Origin of the sequence: Mesorhizobium sophorae, from assembly GCF_002270415.1 — a bacterium.
Lineage (GTDB): Bacteria > Pseudomonadota > Alphaproteobacteria > Rhizobiales > Rhizobiaceae > Mesorhizobium > Mesorhizobium sophorae.
This window is the reverse complement of record NZ_NNRI01000013.1, coordinates 656,233-673,613: the sequence shown is the minus strand read 5'-3', so window position 1 is coordinate 673,613 and position 17,381 is coordinate 656,233. Positions and strand designations below refer to the sequence as shown.

The 17,381-nt window shown below is 63.0% G+C and carries 15 protein-coding genes; 5 read left to right on the top strand and 10 right to left on the bottom strand.

The features are described 5' to 3' along the window. From CGZ66_RS22545 to CGZ66_RS22520, 5 genes are all read right to left on the bottom strand, one after another. Positions 1 to 873 (bottom strand): aminotransferase class I/II-fold pyridoxal phosphate-dependent enzyme (locus CGZ66_RS22545; protein ID WP_095087935.1); only part of this gene is annotated, 873 nt, incomplete at its 3' end. Next, entirely contained in the window at positions 870 to 1,604 is a 735-nt protein-coding gene (locus CGZ66_RS22540) for a FadR/GntR family transcriptional regulator (RefSeq protein WP_095087933.1), read from the bottom strand. The genes CGZ66_RS22545 and CGZ66_RS22540, both read right to left, overlap by 4 nt. A 137-nt stretch (positions 1,605 to 1,741) precedes the next feature. Next, the gene (locus tag CGZ66_RS22535) at positions 1,742 to 3,220 is read right to left on the bottom strand and encodes an FAD-dependent monooxygenase (RefSeq protein ID WP_167392218.1); all 1,479 of its coding nucleotides are present in this window, start codon (positions 3,218 to 3,220) and stop codon (positions 1,742 to 1,744) included. Positions 3,221 to 3,782: 562 nt separating this feature from the next. After that, complete coding sequence (locus CGZ66_RS22525) at positions 3,783 to 5,156, bottom strand: PleD family two-component system response regulator (RefSeq protein WP_095087929.1); 1,374 nt, start codon at positions 5,154 to 5,156, stop codon at positions 3,783 to 3,785. Positions 5,157 to 5,189: 33 nt separating this feature from the next. Then, positions 5,190 to 5,561, bottom strand: a complete 372-nt coding sequence (locus CGZ66_RS22520; RefSeq protein WP_095088146.1) for a response regulator — start codon at positions 5,559 to 5,561, stop codon at positions 5,190 to 5,192. Positions 5,562 to 5,786: 225 nt separating this feature from the next. Here CGZ66_RS22520 and CGZ66_RS22515 point away from each other — a divergent pair, with 225 nt between their 5' ends. Both CGZ66_RS22515 and CGZ66_RS22510 read left to right on the top strand, forming a co-directional pair. Further along, the gene (locus CGZ66_RS22515; protein WP_095087927.1) at positions 5,787 to 6,086 is read left to right on the top strand and encodes a DUF3572 domain-containing protein; all 300 of its coding nucleotides are present in this window, start codon (positions 5,787 to 5,789) and stop codon (positions 6,084 to 6,086) included. Further along, positions 6,083 to 6,736 carry a hypothetical protein gene (locus tag CGZ66_RS22510; RefSeq protein ID WP_095087925.1) on the top strand — a complete coding sequence of 218 codons (654 nt, stop codon included), beginning with the start codon at positions 6,083 to 6,085 and terminating at the stop codon, positions 6,734 to 6,736. Before CGZ66_RS22515 ends, CGZ66_RS22510 begins: the two co-directional genes overlap by 4 nt. A gap of 74 nt (positions 6,737 to 6,810) precedes the next feature. On the opposite strand, the gene CGZ66_RS22505 is transcribed toward CGZ66_RS22510, so the two are convergent. Both CGZ66_RS22505 and CGZ66_RS22500 read right to left on the bottom strand, forming a co-directional pair. After that, positions 6,811 to 8,334, bottom strand: a complete 1,524-nt coding sequence (locus CGZ66_RS22505) for a hypothetical protein (RefSeq protein ID WP_095087923.1) — start codon at positions 8,332 to 8,334, stop codon at positions 6,811 to 6,813. Positions 8,335 to 8,535: 201 nt separating this feature from the next. Further along, on the bottom strand, positions 8,536 to 9,111 hold the full coding sequence (locus CGZ66_RS22500) for a GNAT family N-acetyltransferase (RefSeq protein WP_095087921.1): 576 nt from the start codon (positions 9,109 to 9,111) through the stop codon (positions 8,536 to 8,538). A gap of 65 nt (positions 9,112 to 9,176) precedes the next feature. Between CGZ66_RS22500 and CGZ66_RS22495 the strand changes: the two genes are divergently transcribed. Further along, entirely contained in the window at positions 9,177 to 10,505 is a 1,329-nt protein-coding gene (locus CGZ66_RS22495) for a DNA polymerase IV (protein ID WP_095087919.1), read from the top strand. Positions 10,506 to 10,659: 154 nt separating this feature from the next. Here CGZ66_RS22495 and CGZ66_RS22490 read toward each other — a convergent pair whose 3' ends face one another. Continuing rightward, on the bottom strand, positions 10,660 to 11,166 hold the full coding sequence (locus tag CGZ66_RS22490; protein ID WP_095087917.1) for a hypothetical protein: 507 nt from the start codon (positions 11,164 to 11,166) through the stop codon (positions 10,660 to 10,662). Between the two features lie 199 nt (positions 11,167 to 11,365). Here CGZ66_RS22490 and CGZ66_RS22485 point away from each other — a divergent pair, with 199 nt between their 5' ends. Both CGZ66_RS22485 and CGZ66_RS22480 read left to right on the top strand, forming a co-directional pair. Next, on the top strand, positions 11,366 to 12,247 hold the full coding sequence (locus CGZ66_RS22485) for a DMT family transporter (protein WP_095088135.1): 882 nt from the start codon (positions 11,366 to 11,368) through the stop codon (positions 12,245 to 12,247). A 140-nt stretch (positions 12,248 to 12,387) separates the two neighbouring features. Continuing rightward, positions 12,388 to 12,846, top strand: a complete 459-nt coding sequence (locus CGZ66_RS22480; protein ID WP_143748814.1) for a hypothetical protein — start codon at positions 12,388 to 12,390, stop codon at positions 12,844 to 12,846. 42 nt (positions 12,847 to 12,888) lie between these two features. Here CGZ66_RS22480 and CGZ66_RS22475 read toward each other — a convergent pair whose 3' ends face one another. Both CGZ66_RS22475 and dnaE read right to left on the bottom strand, forming a co-directional pair. Then, complete coding sequence (locus tag CGZ66_RS22475) at positions 12,889 to 13,677, bottom strand: potassium channel family protein (RefSeq protein WP_095087913.1); 789 nt, start codon at positions 13,675 to 13,677, stop codon at positions 12,889 to 12,891. A gap of 67 nt (positions 13,678 to 13,744) precedes the next feature. Continuing rightward, entirely contained in the window at positions 13,745 to 17,239 is a 3,495-nt protein-coding gene (gene dnaE / locus CGZ66_RS22470) for a DNA polymerase III subunit alpha (RefSeq protein ID WP_206073745.1), read from the bottom strand. Between the last annotated feature and the right edge of the window lie 142 nt (positions 17,240 to 17,381).

The window sequence follows — 17,381 nt, the reverse complement described above, 5'->3', positions numbered from 1 at the left end:
GTTGACGCGCTCGACATTGGCATGCGCCTTCAGCCGCTCGGCGAGGGTCAGGCCGCTTTTCATGTGGTGCGGCAGGCGCAGCGGCAGTGTGCGCAAGCCGCGCAGGAGCAGCCAGGCCTCGAACGGCGACAGCTTGCCGCCGAGATAGGAATAGGTCTGCTCGTTGATATGCTTGATATGGGCGGCAGATCCGGCCACAACGCCGGCCACGGTGTCGCTGTGGCCACCGAGATATTTCGAGGCCGAGTGCAGCACCAGGTCGACGCCGTGCGTGATCGGCTTCTGGAACACCGGCGTGGCCCAGGAATTGTCGATGCTGGTGATGATGCCCTGCTCCTTCGCCAACCGCGTCAGATGCGCGATGTCCTGGAGCTCGAACATCATCGAGGTCGGGCTTTCCAGGTAGAGCAGCTTGGCGCCGGGAAGTGCCGCGGCGACCGCGTCAGGGTCGGAGCCATCGACGTAATCGACTTTGATGTTGAGCCGCGGCAAGAGCCGCTCGAAAAGCCGGTACGCATCGCCGTAGCAGTTGCGCACCGCCACGATGCGCTCGCCGGCACCAACAAAGGCAAGCACGGTGGCGCTGATCGCGGCCATGCCGCTGGAAAAGCCGCGCGCGGCCTCAGCGCCCTCGAGCGCCGCTACCCGCGCCTCGAACTCCATCACCGTCGGATTGTCGCCGCGCGAATAGATCGGCTGCTTTCGTTTGCCGGCGAAAGTGTCGGCCATCTCGGCATAGTTGGCAAAGGTGAACAGCGAGGTCTGGTAGATCGGCGGCACCACCGCGCCGCCCGGAAATGGCTCGTCATGCGCCAGCAGCGTTGCCGCCTCGGCGAGATAATCGTGGTCGAAACCGGATGGCTGCTCGTTCATGTCTGGCTCGAAAGTTTGAGTTTGGCCGCACCGCGCTTCAGATCGTCCTCGACGGTGGCGATCAACTTGAGCGCCTCGGCGCGGGCGCCTTCCGGGTCGCGCGCGGCGATGCATTCGTAGATGGTGCGGTGATAGGGAAAGCTGGCATGGCCGAAGTCGCGCACGCCGAGCGGATGCTCCCAAAAGCGATGGAACAACTCGTGCATGGCGGCGATGATCTGCTCGAACAGCGGATTACCGGAGACCCGGTAGATCGCCTGGTGGAACTCCCAGTCCTCTTCCGACGACATGCCGTCGCGCGTGCGAAACGCCTGCTCCATGATGTCGAGCTTGCGCGCGATCTCGGCAATGTCGGTCTGGCTTGCACGCTCGGCACAGAGTGCGGCGGCCTCCGCTTCCAGCGCGCGGCGGATTTCCAGCGTCTGCATCAGGCTGGTGAAATCGTTGCCCCCCGCCAGCGTCAGCGGCATATGCAGCATGCCGGGTGAAACGGCCGCCTTGAGATAGGTTCCGCTGCCTTGCCGGCGCTCGACCAGACCGAGCCCTTCCCAGCGCGTCAGCGCCTCACGCACCGTGTTGCGGCTGACCTTCAACCGTTCGGCAAGAATACGCTCTGTCGGAAGTCGCTCGCCGGGCTGCAAGGCTTCGGCGCGAACAAACCCAACCAACGCCTTCAGCACGGCGTCATCGCGCGCCGTCGTCTGAATGGGTGGCAGGCTGTTCTGGTCCACGCTCTCTCCAAGTGGTCCAATGGTCCAACCAATTTCTGCATGGATAAAAGCTCCTGTCAATCGGTTGTCAGCAGACCGCGCCGCCACAAGCGGCGACGCGATGCATTCAGGAGGTATTTCGGGAGGCTGCGCCTACTTCATTGTGACTGGGGCGCCACGGCAGGCGGTCCGAACCAGGCGGTCAGCGCCTCGGCAAGCCCAAGACGGGTTCCGTCCCCTACCCAGGCCACGTAGCCGTCGGGCCGGATCAATACGGCGGGCGGAGCGGCGATGGGACCGAGCACCGGAAGCTCCCATGGTCCGGAATATGTGGCGTCGATCTGCTGGACCCGATCTGCCCACGGTGTCATGTCGAAGCCGCCTGGCTGACCGAAGTTGAGCATGACCGGCCTGGCATGGTGCAGCAGCGCAAAGACCTGCAGTGGGCCGTTGGCAGTGAGCAGGTCGAGGTCGGGCATCCGCCGGCCGAGCAGAGGATGCCCCTCGCCGAGATTGTAGTGAACGCCCAGACCGGACATCTCGCCGGCCATTCGTCTGCGCGGTTCGTCCATCCCGAGCAGTTCGGCAACGATGTCGCCCATCGCCTTGCCGCGGTCGTCCATACGCCGAAGCGCAACCTGTGCCATCGTGTTCTGCATGACACGGGCGGCGACCGGGTGGCGCTCAGCCTGGTAGGTATCAAGGAGGCTCTCAGGTGAGATCCGCTTGACCACCTGCGCCAGCTTCCAGCCGAGGTTGACCGCATCCTGTACGCCGATGTTGAGACCCTGCCCGCCCATCGGAGGATGGATGTGCGCGGCATCGCCCGCCAGCAGGACGCGTCTGTCACGATAGGTCGCGGCTTGCCGCGTCATGTCGGTAAATCGTGAGAGCCAAGTCGGACTGTGGACTCCATAGTCGGTCCCATAGATGGCTACCAGCGCCTCGCTGAGATCGCGAAGCGTGGGTTCTCCACCGGTCTCCAGTCGCGGTTCTGTCAGCACGACGCCGACTGTCCCACCCTCCCCGGTCTTGCCCAAAGCGTGGATACCGGAGTCCGTGTTCCGAAAGCCCAATGGCGGCTCCTCACACATCTCGACCTCGGCGATCATCCAACTCATCGTCGGATCCCATCCGGCGAATTCGATGCCGGCCGCTTTTCGGATGAGGCTTCGCCCTCCGTCACAGCCCACCAGATAATGTGTCTTCATACGTTGGCCATCGGCCAACTCGATTATGACCCCGCTGTCGTCTTGCGCGAACGCCGCGACCTCCTGCCCGCGATAGATCGGCACTTTCAACTCGTCGACCCAACCGGCCAAGATACGTTCAATGTGGTTTTGACGCAGCCCGAGCAGGCAGTTGTGCCGCGTTGGAAAGTCGCTGATGTCCAGCCGGATCATGTGGAAGCCCACGACCTGAAAGCGTTGTCCTTGCGACAAAAACCGGTCGGCGATCCCACGCTGATCCAGAACTTCGATCGTGCGAGCATGCAGGCCGCCCGCACGCAAGCCAACTAGCTCCTGGTTGGGACGCCGTTCGACAATGGCAACGTCGACACCCGCCAGCGCGAGTTCAGCTGCCAGCATCAACCCTGTCGGGCCACCTCCGGCAATCACCACCGCATGATCGGTCATTACAGCCATTATCGCACTCTCCGTTCCGTACCCTTGGGTTAGGCCGACGGTTTTACGGGAGGAGCCGGGTCTTGCCGCAAGCCCCTTGTGCGCCATATGTATGAACTGCAGAGGTACTCTTCCCTGCAGGTCGCCAGCCACGAACACAGCCTCTCGCGCAATGACAGTGCGCGCCATATGGCTATCGCCGCTGATCCAAGAGAACGGGATCCGGATTTTTCACACGCAAAAAGCAGAGTCATCCGTGCCTTGGCACGGAGCTCCGATGTTCTGTTTGGAGAAGGGGGCCGGTCGGCGTTTGGCAGCGGTACGAGGAGGCCACTATGCGCCAGCGCCGGCCGGCCGACCCCACGGACCCAGGAGATGCGGCGGACCTGAGCATCATGGGGTATTTCTAGGGATCGAGCCGGCTGTCTATCCTCGTGCCGGCTTCGTCTTGGCCTGCACATTTGCGCAAGAGCTTATCAAAATCAACCATTTCTTAACCAAGGCTCGCGAATCGCTTGGATTAAGGTAAACGGGTAACCCTATCGGGTTGACAGGAAAATTGGGCCTTTGCGGGTTACGCCGCCTTGGCGACAACGCGGTTGCGGCCACCGCTCTTGGCTTCATAGAGTGCCAGGTCGGCGCGCTTCATCAGCGCCGCCACCGTATCCACCCCCTTCAGCACCGACGACACGCCGACACTGACGGTGACCTCGATCGTCTTGCCATCCGGGCCGATGGCAAAAGGCGCCTGGGCAATTTCGGCGCGAATGCGTTCGGCCACCTTTTCGGCCACCGTGCCGTCAGTGTCCGGCATCACCACAACGAACTCCTCGCCACCAAAGCGGCAGGCAAGGTCGATGCCGCGGACATTCTTGCGCAGCCGTCGCGCGAATTCCCGCAACACCTCGTCGCCGCCGTCATGGCCGTGCGCGTCGTTGATCGACTTGAAACGGTCGAGGTCGGTGATCATCACCGACAGCGGCCGCCGCCGCGCCACCGCGCGATCGAACAGCGTCTGCAGATGGCTGTCGAGGTAGCGGCGGTTGTGCAGCCCGGTGAGCCCGTCGGTCACCGCCATTTCGATGGTTTGGGTCACGCTGGCGCGCAGCTGGTCGTTGTAGCGCTTGCGGCGCACCTGGGTGCGCAGCCGCGCTGTCAGTTCTTGCTGGTCGATCGGCCGCATCAGATAGTCATTGATGCCGAGCTCCAGGCCACGAATGATGCGCTCGTCCTCGCCCGCCTCCGCCAGCAGGATAATCGGGACGAAACGGGTGCGGTCGAGCGAGCGCAACTGCGAACAGAGCCGGAGCGGATCGAAATCCGCAAAGGCCGTAGAGATCATCACGCATTCGTAGGGCGTCTCGGCGGCCTGGAAGAAGCCGGCATGCGGATCGCTGGTGACGTCGAGGTCGGCACGGTCGCGCAGCATCTTCTGGATGCGCTCGACCGAGGATTTGCGCTCGTCGATCAAAAGCACTTTCGGCGTCGTGTCCTCGGAGGCGAAATTGCGGCTCAGCAATTCTTCGATACCGATGTTGCGCGTCGTCGAGGCGCGCAGCCGCAACTCGTCGGTCAGCGACTTCAGCCGGACCAGGCTCTTGACGCGCGTCATCAGTTGCAGGTCGTTGACCGGTTTGGTCAGGAAATCATCGGCGCCGGCTTCGAGCCCGCGCACGCGGTCGGAAACCTGGTCGAGCGCGGTGATCATCACCACGGGAATGTGCGACGTCGCCGGGTCGCTCTTCAGCCGCCGGCAGACTTCGAACCCGTCCATGTCGGGCATCATCACGTCGAGCAGCACGACATCGACCTTGCCATTCTCGCAGGTCTCGATGGCGTCCGGCCCGTTGGTGGCGGTCAACACCTCGAAATATTCGGCCAGCAGCCGGACCTCCAGCAGCCGCACATTGGCAGGGATGTCGTCGACGACGAGGATCCGTGCAGTCATGTCACAAGGCTCCGGCTTGGCTGGAAGGGCGCATCACGCATCGCCCAGATAGGATTTGATGGTTTCGATGAAACGCGGCACCGAGATCGGCTTGGAGATATAGGCTTCGCAGCCACCCTGGCGGATGCGTTCCTCGTCGCCTTTCATCGCGAAGGCGGTCACCGCGATGACCGGGATGACGTGCAACTCGTCATCCTCCTTCAGCCATTTGGTCACCTCCAGCCCCGACACTTCAGGCAACTGGATGTCCATCAGGATGAGATCCGGCCGGTGCTTGCGCGCCAGATCGAGCGCTTCCAGGCCGTTGCGGGTGCGCACGGTCTCGTAACCGCTTGCTTCGATGAGGTCCCGAAAGAGCTTCATATTGAGCTCATTGTCCTCGACGATCATGACCTTCTTCGGCATCGATATCCCGTCCCGGCCGTCCTTCCGCTCGAAGGCAGCCGTCATGCGTCCATCTGAAAGACGCACCAAACCCTGCGTCACTCTACGGCAATATCATTGACGAAACGGAAATCCGTGGCGCAAAAAGCTGTCTGGATTCCACCTCGGGCGCCGCTCTAATGGCTTGCCGCAAGCATCTCTTGCCATTACTGCGGGAGAGACTCATTCCACACACCGAAGGTAGTGATGGCAAACGCAGCGTCAATGCGCGAGGAAGCGGAATCGATTGCAGTGAAGGCTCTAGGCTTCGTCGCCTCCGATCCGGAACTGTTGCCGCGCTTTCTGGCAATCACCGGCATCGAGGCGCATTCGATCCGCAAGGCTGCCGGCGAACCAGGATTCCTGGCTGGCGTCCTGCAGTTCATTCTCGCCCACGAGCCGACGCTGATGCGCTTTGCCGAGGAAACCGGCACGCCGCCGGCAGCTGTCGGCAAGGCCTTGCGGGCGCTGCCGCTGGGCGACGACAACCATGAGCATTCCATATGAGCGATGATCCGGAGACCGCACGCCAGATCGAGGAACTGGCGGCGGACAGCCGCCCGCTGCTGGTGCTCGATGTCGACGACGTGGTGCTCGAATTCATCCGCCCTTTCCCGCATTTCCTCAAGGCGCGCGGTTTCGGCCTGACGCTGGCCTCGTTCCGGCTGACCGGCAACATCGCCGAGACGGCGAGCGGCCGCCTGATCGAACAGCCAGAAGTCACAGCACTTCTGGGCGATTTCTTTGACGCGCAAGCCGACTGGCAGAGCATCACCGACGGTGCCGCGGATGCCCTGGCGGGATTGGGCGATCGCACCGAGATCATTCTGCTGACGGCCATGCCGCACAAGCACCGCGCCGCGCGTCGCGCCCATCTCGATGCACTCGGGCTGAGCTACCCGCTCCTGACCACTGAAATGGCCAAGGGACCGGCAGTGGCCAGGCTTCGCGGCAAGACCGGCCGGCCGGTGGTTTTCGTCGACGATCAGCCGCACAATCTGGCGTCGGTGCGGGCATCCGTCGCCGATGCCGGCCTGTTCCATCTGATGGCCGACAATTCGCTGCGCGCATTCCTGCCGCCGGTGCCGGACGACATCATCGTCGTCCAGGACTGGCACCAAGCCGCGCCGAAGATTGCGAACGCGCTGGGACTCTAACGCAATTCCAGGAAAAAGTTTGAAACGGTTTTCCGCCCGGAATTGCGCCAAAACAGAGAGATAGAGGCCAGCCCTCAGGGATTCAGCTTCGCTCCCGCCCCGCCGCTGTCGTCCCCACTGTCGTCGCCGCTGTCATCGACACTGTCATCCACAGCCGGATCAGCCGGCTTGACCATGACGCCGTTGACCATGACTGATCCGTCGGCCTTGGCGTTGACGACCCATTCGATGCGTCCATCGGGCAGCGTCTTGCCAAAACCCTTCACCATGAGAGCGGCAGGTACGTACTGCGCCACCTCCGGCTCCGACTTTGCCGCCGTCTGCAGGCCCTCGACGAGCTTGTCGAAGCCGGTGACGTCGACCGTCAAGCTTGCCTCCGGCTTCTCGTCGGGGAAGGTCATTTCACCTTCCAGGGCGATCTCCGTATCCTTGTTCTTCACGGTGCTGTGGCCGATCACGACCTTCGGCGTCTTGGCCATGAAGTCGGCTTTGAGCTGGTCGCCGAAATCAGCCGACAGCGGCGGATTCTTATTGAGATCAAAGGCTTCGATCGCCTTCTTCACCACACTGTCGAGATCGATATTGGCGCCGCCGAAGTTCAAGTCGAGATCGGTGGGCAACAGCCCCACGCTCCAGCTCGGCAGAAGCTGTTGCGGCACGGTCAGCCCCGAAGCCTTGATGGCATAGTTGATCTTGCCGTTCTGGGCGACGCCATCGGACCCGAATGCAGTGCTAAGCTGCGTCGCGCCGAAATTGCCAACCGGGCTTTCCACCGTGAAATCCTTGAAGCCATAGGTTCCCTCGACATGCTCCCAAACCGGCAAGGCGGCGAGCAGAAGCGATTTGAGTTGCGCCTGGTTTGCCTTCAGCGTCGCCTCGTCTTCATTGGCTACGGCAAACGCCAGGAGATCGAGCAGCGGCTTTGTCCGCACCCCCTTGCCGCTGGCCTCGACCGACAGCTCCGGCGATTTGACGTTGACCGGGAATTTCAGTCCGCTTTCAGGATCGTCGAAATTGATCGTTTCGACGAAATCAGACACTTTTTGCGAGGTTGTGAAATCGACCCCCCCGGTCGCGGACTTGCTCGCGGAGACCGTTGCAGTGCCGGCGCCGGTGCTCGCTTCCATATGCTGCTTGGCATCCTTCGATGCCATCGTCATGCCGGTCATCGAGCTGCTGCCGCTGGTGAAGGCAGCCAGATTGGGGTCGTAGACGCCGGAACCCTTGCCGTCCTTGATCGAAAACTGCGTGCTTTGCAGACCCTCGGGCCCGTTGAACTCGAAGGAGGCGCTCTGCGAAAAATCCATCGAGACATCCCAGGATCCGTCGCTGCGCGGCTTGACCATCAGGGCGGGCGCGACGTCGACTTTCAGCAGCTTTTGATCGGGCAGTGATCCGGCAAGCGCCTTGAAATCAAACAAGATCTTGTAGGCATCGCCTTCCAGCGACACCTTCAGAATGCCTTTGTCGAGCGCCTGTTTGCCGACATAGCGGGCCAGGTCTTCGGACAATTGCTTCGCACCCTGACTGTCGACGGTCTGGCCGAAAGCAGGCGCGCTCAACGCAAGAAGAAAAACGAATGGCAAGGCACGGTTCACGCGAATTCTCCGTTTGACCTAATAGTGCCCAAAAGCGCGCAGCGGTTTGGGACAACGACATGCATAAAACAAAAGCCCAAAGCGCGTCGACTGAATCCGTTTCCGTGCAACGCGTCTTGGAAGGAACGCCTCGTTCGTCTGGTATGAAATTACCGCCACAACCGCAAGGTGAGATACAACACCGTCAAGGCGCAAAACTGATTATAGCACAAGCCGCATCAACGGCCGGCCGGCCTTGCGCTCTACGAGCCGCTCGAAACCGGCCTTCTCGAACACCCGCGACGAGCCGACGAACAGGCCGATCGAACGCGAATCCCGGGACAGGTCTATCGGGCAGGCCTCGACCAACCGGGCTCCGTTGCTGCGGGCGAAATCGATACCGCCTTCGACCAGGCGATGCGTGATGCCCCTGCCGCGCGCCTTGGTGCGGATGAAGAAGCACGAGATCGCCCATACGGCCGGATCCATGGCGTCGGCGGCATCGACTGGTGCCGACCCCCTGCCCTGATTGTTCCATTCGGGCACGTCGGCGCGTGGCCCGATCTGCATCCAGCCGACCGCCTTGCCGTCTTCGAATGCCAGCAGGCCTGGCGGCGGACCGGCTTCGATGCGCGCCTTGATGTGGTCCTTGTTGCGTTCGCGGCTGCTCTCGCGCCGCACCGCCGGCGCCAGCCGGAAATGCGTGCACCAGCAGCCATAACAGGCGCCCTGCTTGCCGAAGAGGTCCTCGAAATCCGCCCAGAGTTCGGGCACCAGCGGCGCTATGGTCGTGCTCATGCGTTCTCCCCAGGCCAGCCTTGTCGCAGGCCTTGCACTGTCGTACCATTGCTTCTGTTCTCTTTATGTTCGCAGCGATGGCGGCCCCTGTCAACAATCCCGATCACGGTTTTTGCCGCGACTGCCTGACGTTTCAGCGCAGCCAGACGCGTCGCTGCGAGCGCTGTGGCAGCCCCCGGCTGGCGCGCCATCCCGAGCTTTACCGGCTGCATCTGGCCCATATCGACTGCGACGCCTTCTATGCAGCGATCGAAAAGCGCGACAATCCAGCACTCAAGGACAAGCCGCTGATCATCGGCGGCGGCAAGCGCGGCGTCGTCTCCACCGCCTGCTACATCGCCCGCATCCAGGGCGTGCGCTCGGCAATGCCGATGTTCAAGGCGCTCGAAGCCTGTCCCGAGGCGGTCGTCATCAGCCCCAACATGGAAAAATACGTGCGCGTCGGCCGCGAGGTGCGCGCCATGATGCAGGCGCTGACGCCGCTGGTCGAGCCGCTCTCGATCGACGAGGCATTTCTCGACCTCGCCGGCACCGAACGTCTCCACGGCCTGCCGCCGGCAGTGGTGCTGGCGCGCTTCGCGCTTGCGGTCGAGAAGGAGATCGGCATCACCGTTTCAGCCGGCCTGTCCTACTGCAAGTTCCTCGCCAAGATAGCGTCCGATTTCCGCAAGCCGCGCGGATTCTCGGTCATCGGCGAGGCCGAGGCGGTCGGCTTCCTGGCAGCCCAGCCGGTGACGATGATCTGGGGTGTCGGTAAGGCGTTCAACGCCACGCTGGAACGCGATGGCATCCGCACCATCGGTCAGCTGCAGCAGATGGATCGTGGCGACCTGATGCGCCGCTACGGCACGATGGGCGACCGGCTCTACCACCTTTCGCGCGGCGAGGACGTCCGCCGCGTCGATCCGGACCAGGACGCCAAGAGCGTATCGGCCGAAACCACCTTCGACACCGATATCGCTTCGCTCGATGAGCTTGTCGCGGTGCTGAGGGGGCTTTCGGAAAAGGTCTCGGCACGGCTGAAGAAATCCGGCATCGCCGGACGCACCGTGGTGCTGAAGCTCAAGACCCAGGATTTCAAGCTCCGCACGCGCAACCGCCAGCTCGGCGACCCGACCCGGCTCGCCGATCGCATCTTTCAGACCGGGGTGGAGCTCCTGCGCAAGGAGACCGACGGTACGAAATATCGGCTGCTCGGTATCGGCGTCAGCGACCTCTCGGACGACGACAAGGCCGACCCGCCCGACCTGGTCGACGTCCAGTCGCGCAAACGCGCCATGGCTGAAAGCGCCATCGATGCCCTGCGCGACAAGTTCGGCCGCAGGGCGGTGGAAACCGGTTATACGTTCGGCAAGGGCCGCGACGCCCACCCGCCCGAGCCGATCGAGGACTGACCCTGCTTGTTGGGTTTGTTGAGATTCACGTCAGGCCGAGCCGAGAATGTTGGCTTCCGAGAACCGGAGCGGTGCGTACTTAAAGCACCTGAGCGCCGTAAGCGCAGGAAATCACCGTTGGCAGGCCGGCCTCACCTGAACATCGGCACGCTCGTCAGGTGCGCTGCAGATCGATCCTGCTCGTCACCACGCTCTTGCCGGTTTTCGGGTCGGTGTCGGTGACGGTCAGCCGCATGCCGTTCTCGCCTCGCTTCTCGAACTTCATCTGGGCCTTTCGATCACCGTTGACCGCCTTGGCCCAGCGGATGCCGAGATTGATCGCGTTGCCCGATCGGCTGCCATTGAGCTGTGCCGGCCCTGTGCGAGAGCCGACATAGGTGCCGCTGTACTTCGCACCGCTGGATGTCAGATCCGCGCTGATGGCGCGCGTCACCATAACCAGCCCGCGGCAATTGCCGTCCAGCGACAGCGAGGTCGACGTGGCGTTGGACTTGAACGTGCAGGACACGTTCACCGTCGGTGCCTCGGTGGTGACCTTGACGATGCCCTTGCCGGCGAAATTGCCCTGGAACGACTGAAGAAATTTCCCTTCGTCGGCACGTGCCGCGCCAGCCGCAGCCAACAGACAGCCAGCAAGCGCGAATTGCGCGAATGATCTCATCGAAGCTCTCCCTATCGATTTCGAAAAGGCAGGACGGCTCGCAGGGCAAGGCACGGCAATATCGAGACTCAACGCCCCTTGCCGTATCAGGTTCCGCCCGCAGCATGACTGTTTTGCAACATCCAGCCATTGCGACTGGCCCAGAAGAATGCAGCTTCTAGCGATTGCGGCAAAGGCCCCGGCCTGCGAGATAGCGGGCATGGTCCCTACCCCCTCCATCCCAAAGGCCGCATTCTGGATGGCGCTGTCGATCGCCTCGTTCCTGGCGATGTCGGTCGCCGGCCGCGCCACGACAGCCGAGCTCAACGTCTTCCAGGTGTTGGAACTGCGCTCGGTGATCGGTTTTTTCATCCTTCTGCCGCTGGTGATGATGAGCGGCGGCTTTGCAGCCATGCGCACGCAGCGCCCCGTCGCCCATATCGCCCGCAACGTCATCCATTATACCGGCCAGGCGGCCTGGCTCTACGCGCTGACGCTGATCCCGCTGGCGGTGTTGATCTCGATCGAATTCACCACACCGATCTGGACGGCAATCCTGGCGGTGACGTTTCTTGGCGAAAGGCTCTCCCGGCCCAGGCTTGCAGCGATCGTGCTGGGGCTGATCGGCGTGGTGATCATCGTGCGCCCCGGCGTCGGCGCCGTCGATCCCGGTCATCTTGTCGTGCTCGGTGCCGCCGTCTGTTTCGGCATATCGCTGGTGCTGGTCAAGTCGCTGACGCGCACGGACAGCGTCGTGCGCATCATCTTCTGGATGCTGATCATTCAGTCGGCACTCGGCCTCGTGCCGGCGCTCTACGAGTGGCGCAACCCGCCGCTCGAGCTGTGGCCCTGGATCCTGCTGATCGCCTTCACCGGCATGTCGTCGCATTTCTGCATGGCCCGTGCGCTTGCCTATGCCGACGCCACCGTCATTTCGCCGATGGATTTCCTGCGCGTGCCGCTGTCGGCACTGATCGGCTGGCTGCTCTATCAGGAACAGATCGACGCCTTCACCGCCGGTGGCGCACTGCTGATCCTGATGGGCAATCTGCTCAATCTGCAGCGAAAAGCGCCACAACCGGTGAAGATCGCCGCGTCCTAGACCTTGATCCAGTCCGGGGGAGATTGAGTCTACGAGAATTTCGTGCCCTGATCCGACGTTGCCGCCTTGTAGCTGGGGCGGCGGGATGAGACGCTCCTGGAAACGGAGAGCAAGCGTGAGATGGTGCAACGATGCCTCTTGTGATCGTCGCTGTTTTACTGATGTCGACGCTAGTAGCCACCGGCAAAGCGGAAGCCGAAGCGGGAACGCACCTTCTTGAGTCGGATGGCCCTATGGCTTCCGCCTATGGCCCGACGATCGTGGCCGACTATTCCGCGTCCATGGCGCATTATCGAACAAGCCTGCGCGCGCATTCCGGGACCGGTGGCCTTGTCGGCGACTTCGTTTCCTCGTTGCGCATTCCCTGGACTTGGCGTTCCGACGACGGAAGCACGGTTCGGCGCCTGGGCAACAGCCTGTTCTTGCTCACCGAGGGCGATTGCCTGAGCCGAATGTGCCGCGAGATACCTTGCAAGCAGACGGAGTGGCCCGTGTTCGAATGCCGCGATGGTCAGAAGCGCAAGATGGCGGCTCCCGGCCTGACCGGCATCAGCTTCGGCGGCGTCAACTACAGCCAGATAGGTGGCCCGCAGTTTTGAGCGGATAGCATCCTTACTCCTGCGGGATGGGCCTCCAGCCCGTCAATTGCCGTCGTCGGGTATGTTGAGGAGATGGCCGCAGGCCTTGCAGTGGACGGCGTCGGGCTCGTGCCGCTGCAGCCCGCACTGCGGACAGGGAAAGAATACCTTGTGGGGACGGAACAGCGCCTGCGCCAACCTCACGAACAGCGAAATGCCGATGATCATGGTGGCGATCGCGGTCAGCTTGCCGGCCATGCCCGGCAGGACGATGTCGCCGAAGCCTGTCGTGGTCACTGTGGCGACAGTGAAATAAAGGGCATCGATATAGTTTTCGAGCCCCGTCCCGGTGCGGAAGAAGAACGTGTAGACGAAGCCGGTGATGACGAACAGGAAGGTCAATAGGTTGATGACCGCCTGGCTCGCCTCGCGCCAGGGCCGCAGTCCGCGCATCTCGAAATGCCGCCACAACGACCCGTTGCGCGACAGTGACCACAACCGCAGAATGCGCAGGAAGCCGAGATTGGCGAGCGCCGTCGGCATCAGCAGCGTCAAGAGGATGAAGCCATCGACCCACGATGTCGGCTGCTTCATAAGCCGAAACATGTCGTTGGACGCCAGTAGGCGGGCGGCCATGTCGGCAGCAACCAGCGCGGCCACCGCATAGTCGAGCCAGAGGAATGACGGCTTGTCCTGAAGAACCGGGGTCGCGATGAAGAAGGCAATGATGGCGAGGTCGATGACGACAGCCACCACCTGGAAGCGGAAAGCCGCCGGGGTGCGTCCGTGATAGAGCCTGCGCAGCCTGTCGCGCAGCTGCGCGATTGTTGAGCTGTCTTCCCCCGCTTTCATGACGATCGCGGCGGCGTTCGCGACAACTGCCGCCCGGCAGGCTGCCGGAGGCCCGCAAGAGCGGGCGTCACACCAGTTCCACTTCGACCACGCCGGGCACGGCGCGCATCGCCGAGGCGATCTGCGGCGAGATCCGGTAGCGATTGGGCAGCTCGATCTCGATTTCCCCCTCGCCATCTTCCTTGATCAGCACGAAGCTGACCTGGCCTTCGCCCCTCACTGAAAGCTGGCCGGCCAGCGTGCCGATCGGCGCCGCATTGCGTACGAAAATGCGCAACGCCTTCTGGATGCGGCTTGCCTCGTCCTCCAGCGATTGCACCGAGTTGATGCGCAAATTGACGCCTTCCGGCCTGTCCTCGGCCGCAACGGTGATGACGACGGAGCGGCCGGGCTCGAGCAGGTCGCGATACTGCGCCAGTCCTTCGGAAAACAGCACGGCCTCATACTGGCCGGACGTATCGGAAAAGGCGACGACGCCCATCTTGTTGCCGGTGCGCGTCTTGCGCTCCTGCTTGGAGGTGACCGTGCCGGCCAGCCGTCCGGCGGCCGCCCCGCGCTTGACGGCCGCCGAAAACTCGGCCCAGTTTTGCACCCGCATCTTCTGCAAAGCCGCCTTGTACTCGTCGAGCGGATGGGCGGAGAGATAGAAGCCGACCACCTGGAATTCGCGGTGCAACCGATCGGCCGCAAGCCATGGATCGGTCGCCGGCAGATTGAGCGCCTGCGACTGGGCGCCGAGCGAGGCGCCGAAGATATCGTGCTGGCCGGAGACCGCGTTCTGCTGTGCCAGGGATGCCAGCCCCATCATGCGCTCGACGCCCGCCATCATTGCAGCGCGGTCGTGGCCGAAGCAATCGAGCGCGCCGGCCATGATCAGGCTTTCGAAGACGCGCTTGCCGACAATCTTGGGATCGACCCTTTCGCAGAAATCGGCGAGGTTCTTGAATGGCTTTTCGCCGCGCTGGGCAACGATATGCTCGACCGCCGCGTCGCCGACACCTTTCAGCGCGGCCAGCGAATAATAGATACGGTTCTCGCCGACCTCGAAAGCGCGAAAGCTTGATATCACCGACGGAGCCAATACCTCGATGCCAAGGCGCAGCGCGTCCTGGCGGAAATCGGCGAGCTTGTCGGTGTTGCCCATATCGAGCGTCATCGATGCCGCGAGGAACTCGACCGGATAGTGCGCCTTGAGATAGGCAGTCTGGTACGAAACCACCGCGTAGGCGGCGGCGTGCGACTTGTTGAAACCATAGTCGGCGAACTTGGCCAGCAGGTCGAAAATGAAGTCGGCTTGCGGCTTGCCGACGCCGCGTTCGACCGCGCCCGAGACGAAGCGCTCGCGCTGCTTGTCCATCTCGGCGCGGATCTTCTTGCCCATGGCGCGGCGCAGCAGATCGGCTTCGCCGAGCGAATAGCCGGCAAGCTCCTGCGCGATCTGCATCACCTGTTCCTGGTAGACGATGACGCCTTGGGTCTCCTTCACCAGGTGGTCGATCTTGGGATGGATCGACGCCATCTCCTCCTCGCCATGCTTTCTGGCGTTGTAGGTCGGGATGTTCTCCATCGGTCCCGGCCGATACAGCGCGACCAGGGCGATGATGTCCTCGATGCAGTCCGGCCGCATGCCGATCAGCGCCTTGCGCATGCCGGCACTTTCCACCTGGAACACGCCGACCACCTCGCCGCGCGACAGCATGGCATAGGTCTCGGGATCGTCGAGCGGGATCGTCGCCAGGTCGATCTCAATGCCGCGCCGGCGGATCAGCTTGACTGCCGTTTCGAGCACCGTCAGCGTCTTGAGGCCGAGGAAGTCGAACTTCACCAGCCCGGCCTGCTCGACATATTTCATGTTGAACTGGGTGACCGGCATGTCCGAGCGCGGATCGCGGTACATCGGCACCAGTTCCGACAGCGGGCGGTCGCCGATGACGATGCCGGCGGCGTGCGTCGAGGCGTGGCGGTAGAGGCCCTCCAGCTTCTGCGCCATGTCGAGCAGCGTCTGGACGATCGGCTCCCGCTCGGCCTCTTCGGCAAAGCGCGGCTCGTTGGCAATGGCGTCGGCGAGCTTGACCGGATTGGCCGGGTTCTGCGGCACCATCTTGGACAGCTTGTCGACCTGGCCGTAGGGCATCTGCAGCACGCGGCCGACGTCGCGCAGCACAGCGCGGGCCTGGAGCGTACCGAAGGTGATGATCTGGCCGACCTGGTCGCGACCGTATTTCTGCTGGACGTAGCGGATCACCTCCTCGCGGCGATCCTGGCAGAAGTCGATGTCGAAGTCGGGCATCGATACGCGGTCGGGGTTGAGGAAGCGCTCGAACAGCAGGGAGAAGCGCAGGGGATCAATGTCGGTGATGGTCGTCGAATAGGCGACCAGGGAGCCTGCGCCCGATCCGCGGCCCGGCCCGACAGGAATGCCTTGCGCCTTTGCCCATTTGATGAAGTCGGCGACGATCAGGAAGTAGCCGGGGAACTTCATCTTGGTGATGATGCCAAGCTCGAAATTCAACCGCTCGCGATATTGCTCGACCGTATAGCCTGGTGTCGGCCCGTGTGCGGCCAGCCGCGCGTCGAGCCCCTCATGTGCCTGGCGGGCAAGCTCGTCGGCTTCCGCCTGCACGGCGGCCTCATTGTCGGCGACATCGCCGCCCGTGAAGCGTGGCAGGATCGGGTTGCGGTTCTTGGGATAGTAGGAACAGCGCAGCGCTATCTCGACCGTGTTGTCGATCGCCTCCGGCAGGTCGGCGAACAGCCTGGCCATGTCGGCCTGGCTGCGCAGGAAATTGTCCGGCGACAGCCGCCGGCGATTGTCGGCGGCGACGACCGAGCCCTCGGCGATGGCGATCAGCGCGTCATGCGCGTCATAGTCGTCGCGCGCGGAGAAGAAGGCCTCGTTGGTGGCGACCAGCGGCAATTCATGGGCATAGGCGAGATCGATCGAGGATTTCTCGATCACGCGATCATAACCGGAAACCCGGTCCAGTTCGACATAGAGCCGGTCGCCGAACATCGTCTTCAGGGTCAGGAGCCGTGCCTCGGCAAGATCGCGGCGATCTTCCTTGAGCGCAAAACCGACCGGGCCGCGCGGCCCGCCGCTGAGGCAGATCAGCCCGTCGCAATAGCCCTCCATCATTTCCGTGGTCAGGTGCACCGCCTCGCCCGGCGGCGTTTCCAAATAGACGCGGCTGACCAACCTCACCAGATTGGCGTAGCCGGCCTCAGTCGCCGCGATCAGGACGACCGGCCGCATATCCGGACCTTGCCGCCTGCGGTCGCGCTGGCCATCGCTGTTCTCGCCGGACAAGGCGACCGCGATCTGGCAGCCGATGATCGGCTGGATCCCGTCCTTCACCGCCTTCTGCGCGAATTCGAGCGCGCCGAACAGATTGTTGGTGTCGGTGACGGCAATCGCCGGGGCCTCGTCCTTGACCGCATGGGCCACCACCTTGCCGATCTGCAAGGCGCCTTCCAGCAGCGAATAGGCCGAATGCACGCGCAGATGTACGAACGGCCGCGCAGGCGCCTCCGGCCGCGCAGCCGCTATCGCGGCTTCGCGCATCAGGGGATCGCGGGGAAGTCTGTCATCTGCCATGGTTTTTCGCGCTGCCCGAAGGACCTGAGTCGATGGAGATGTATTGTCCGGGACCGGGCGATACCAGTCCAGCACAAACCGCCGCTGACCACAGGCTTGCAGCGGCCTG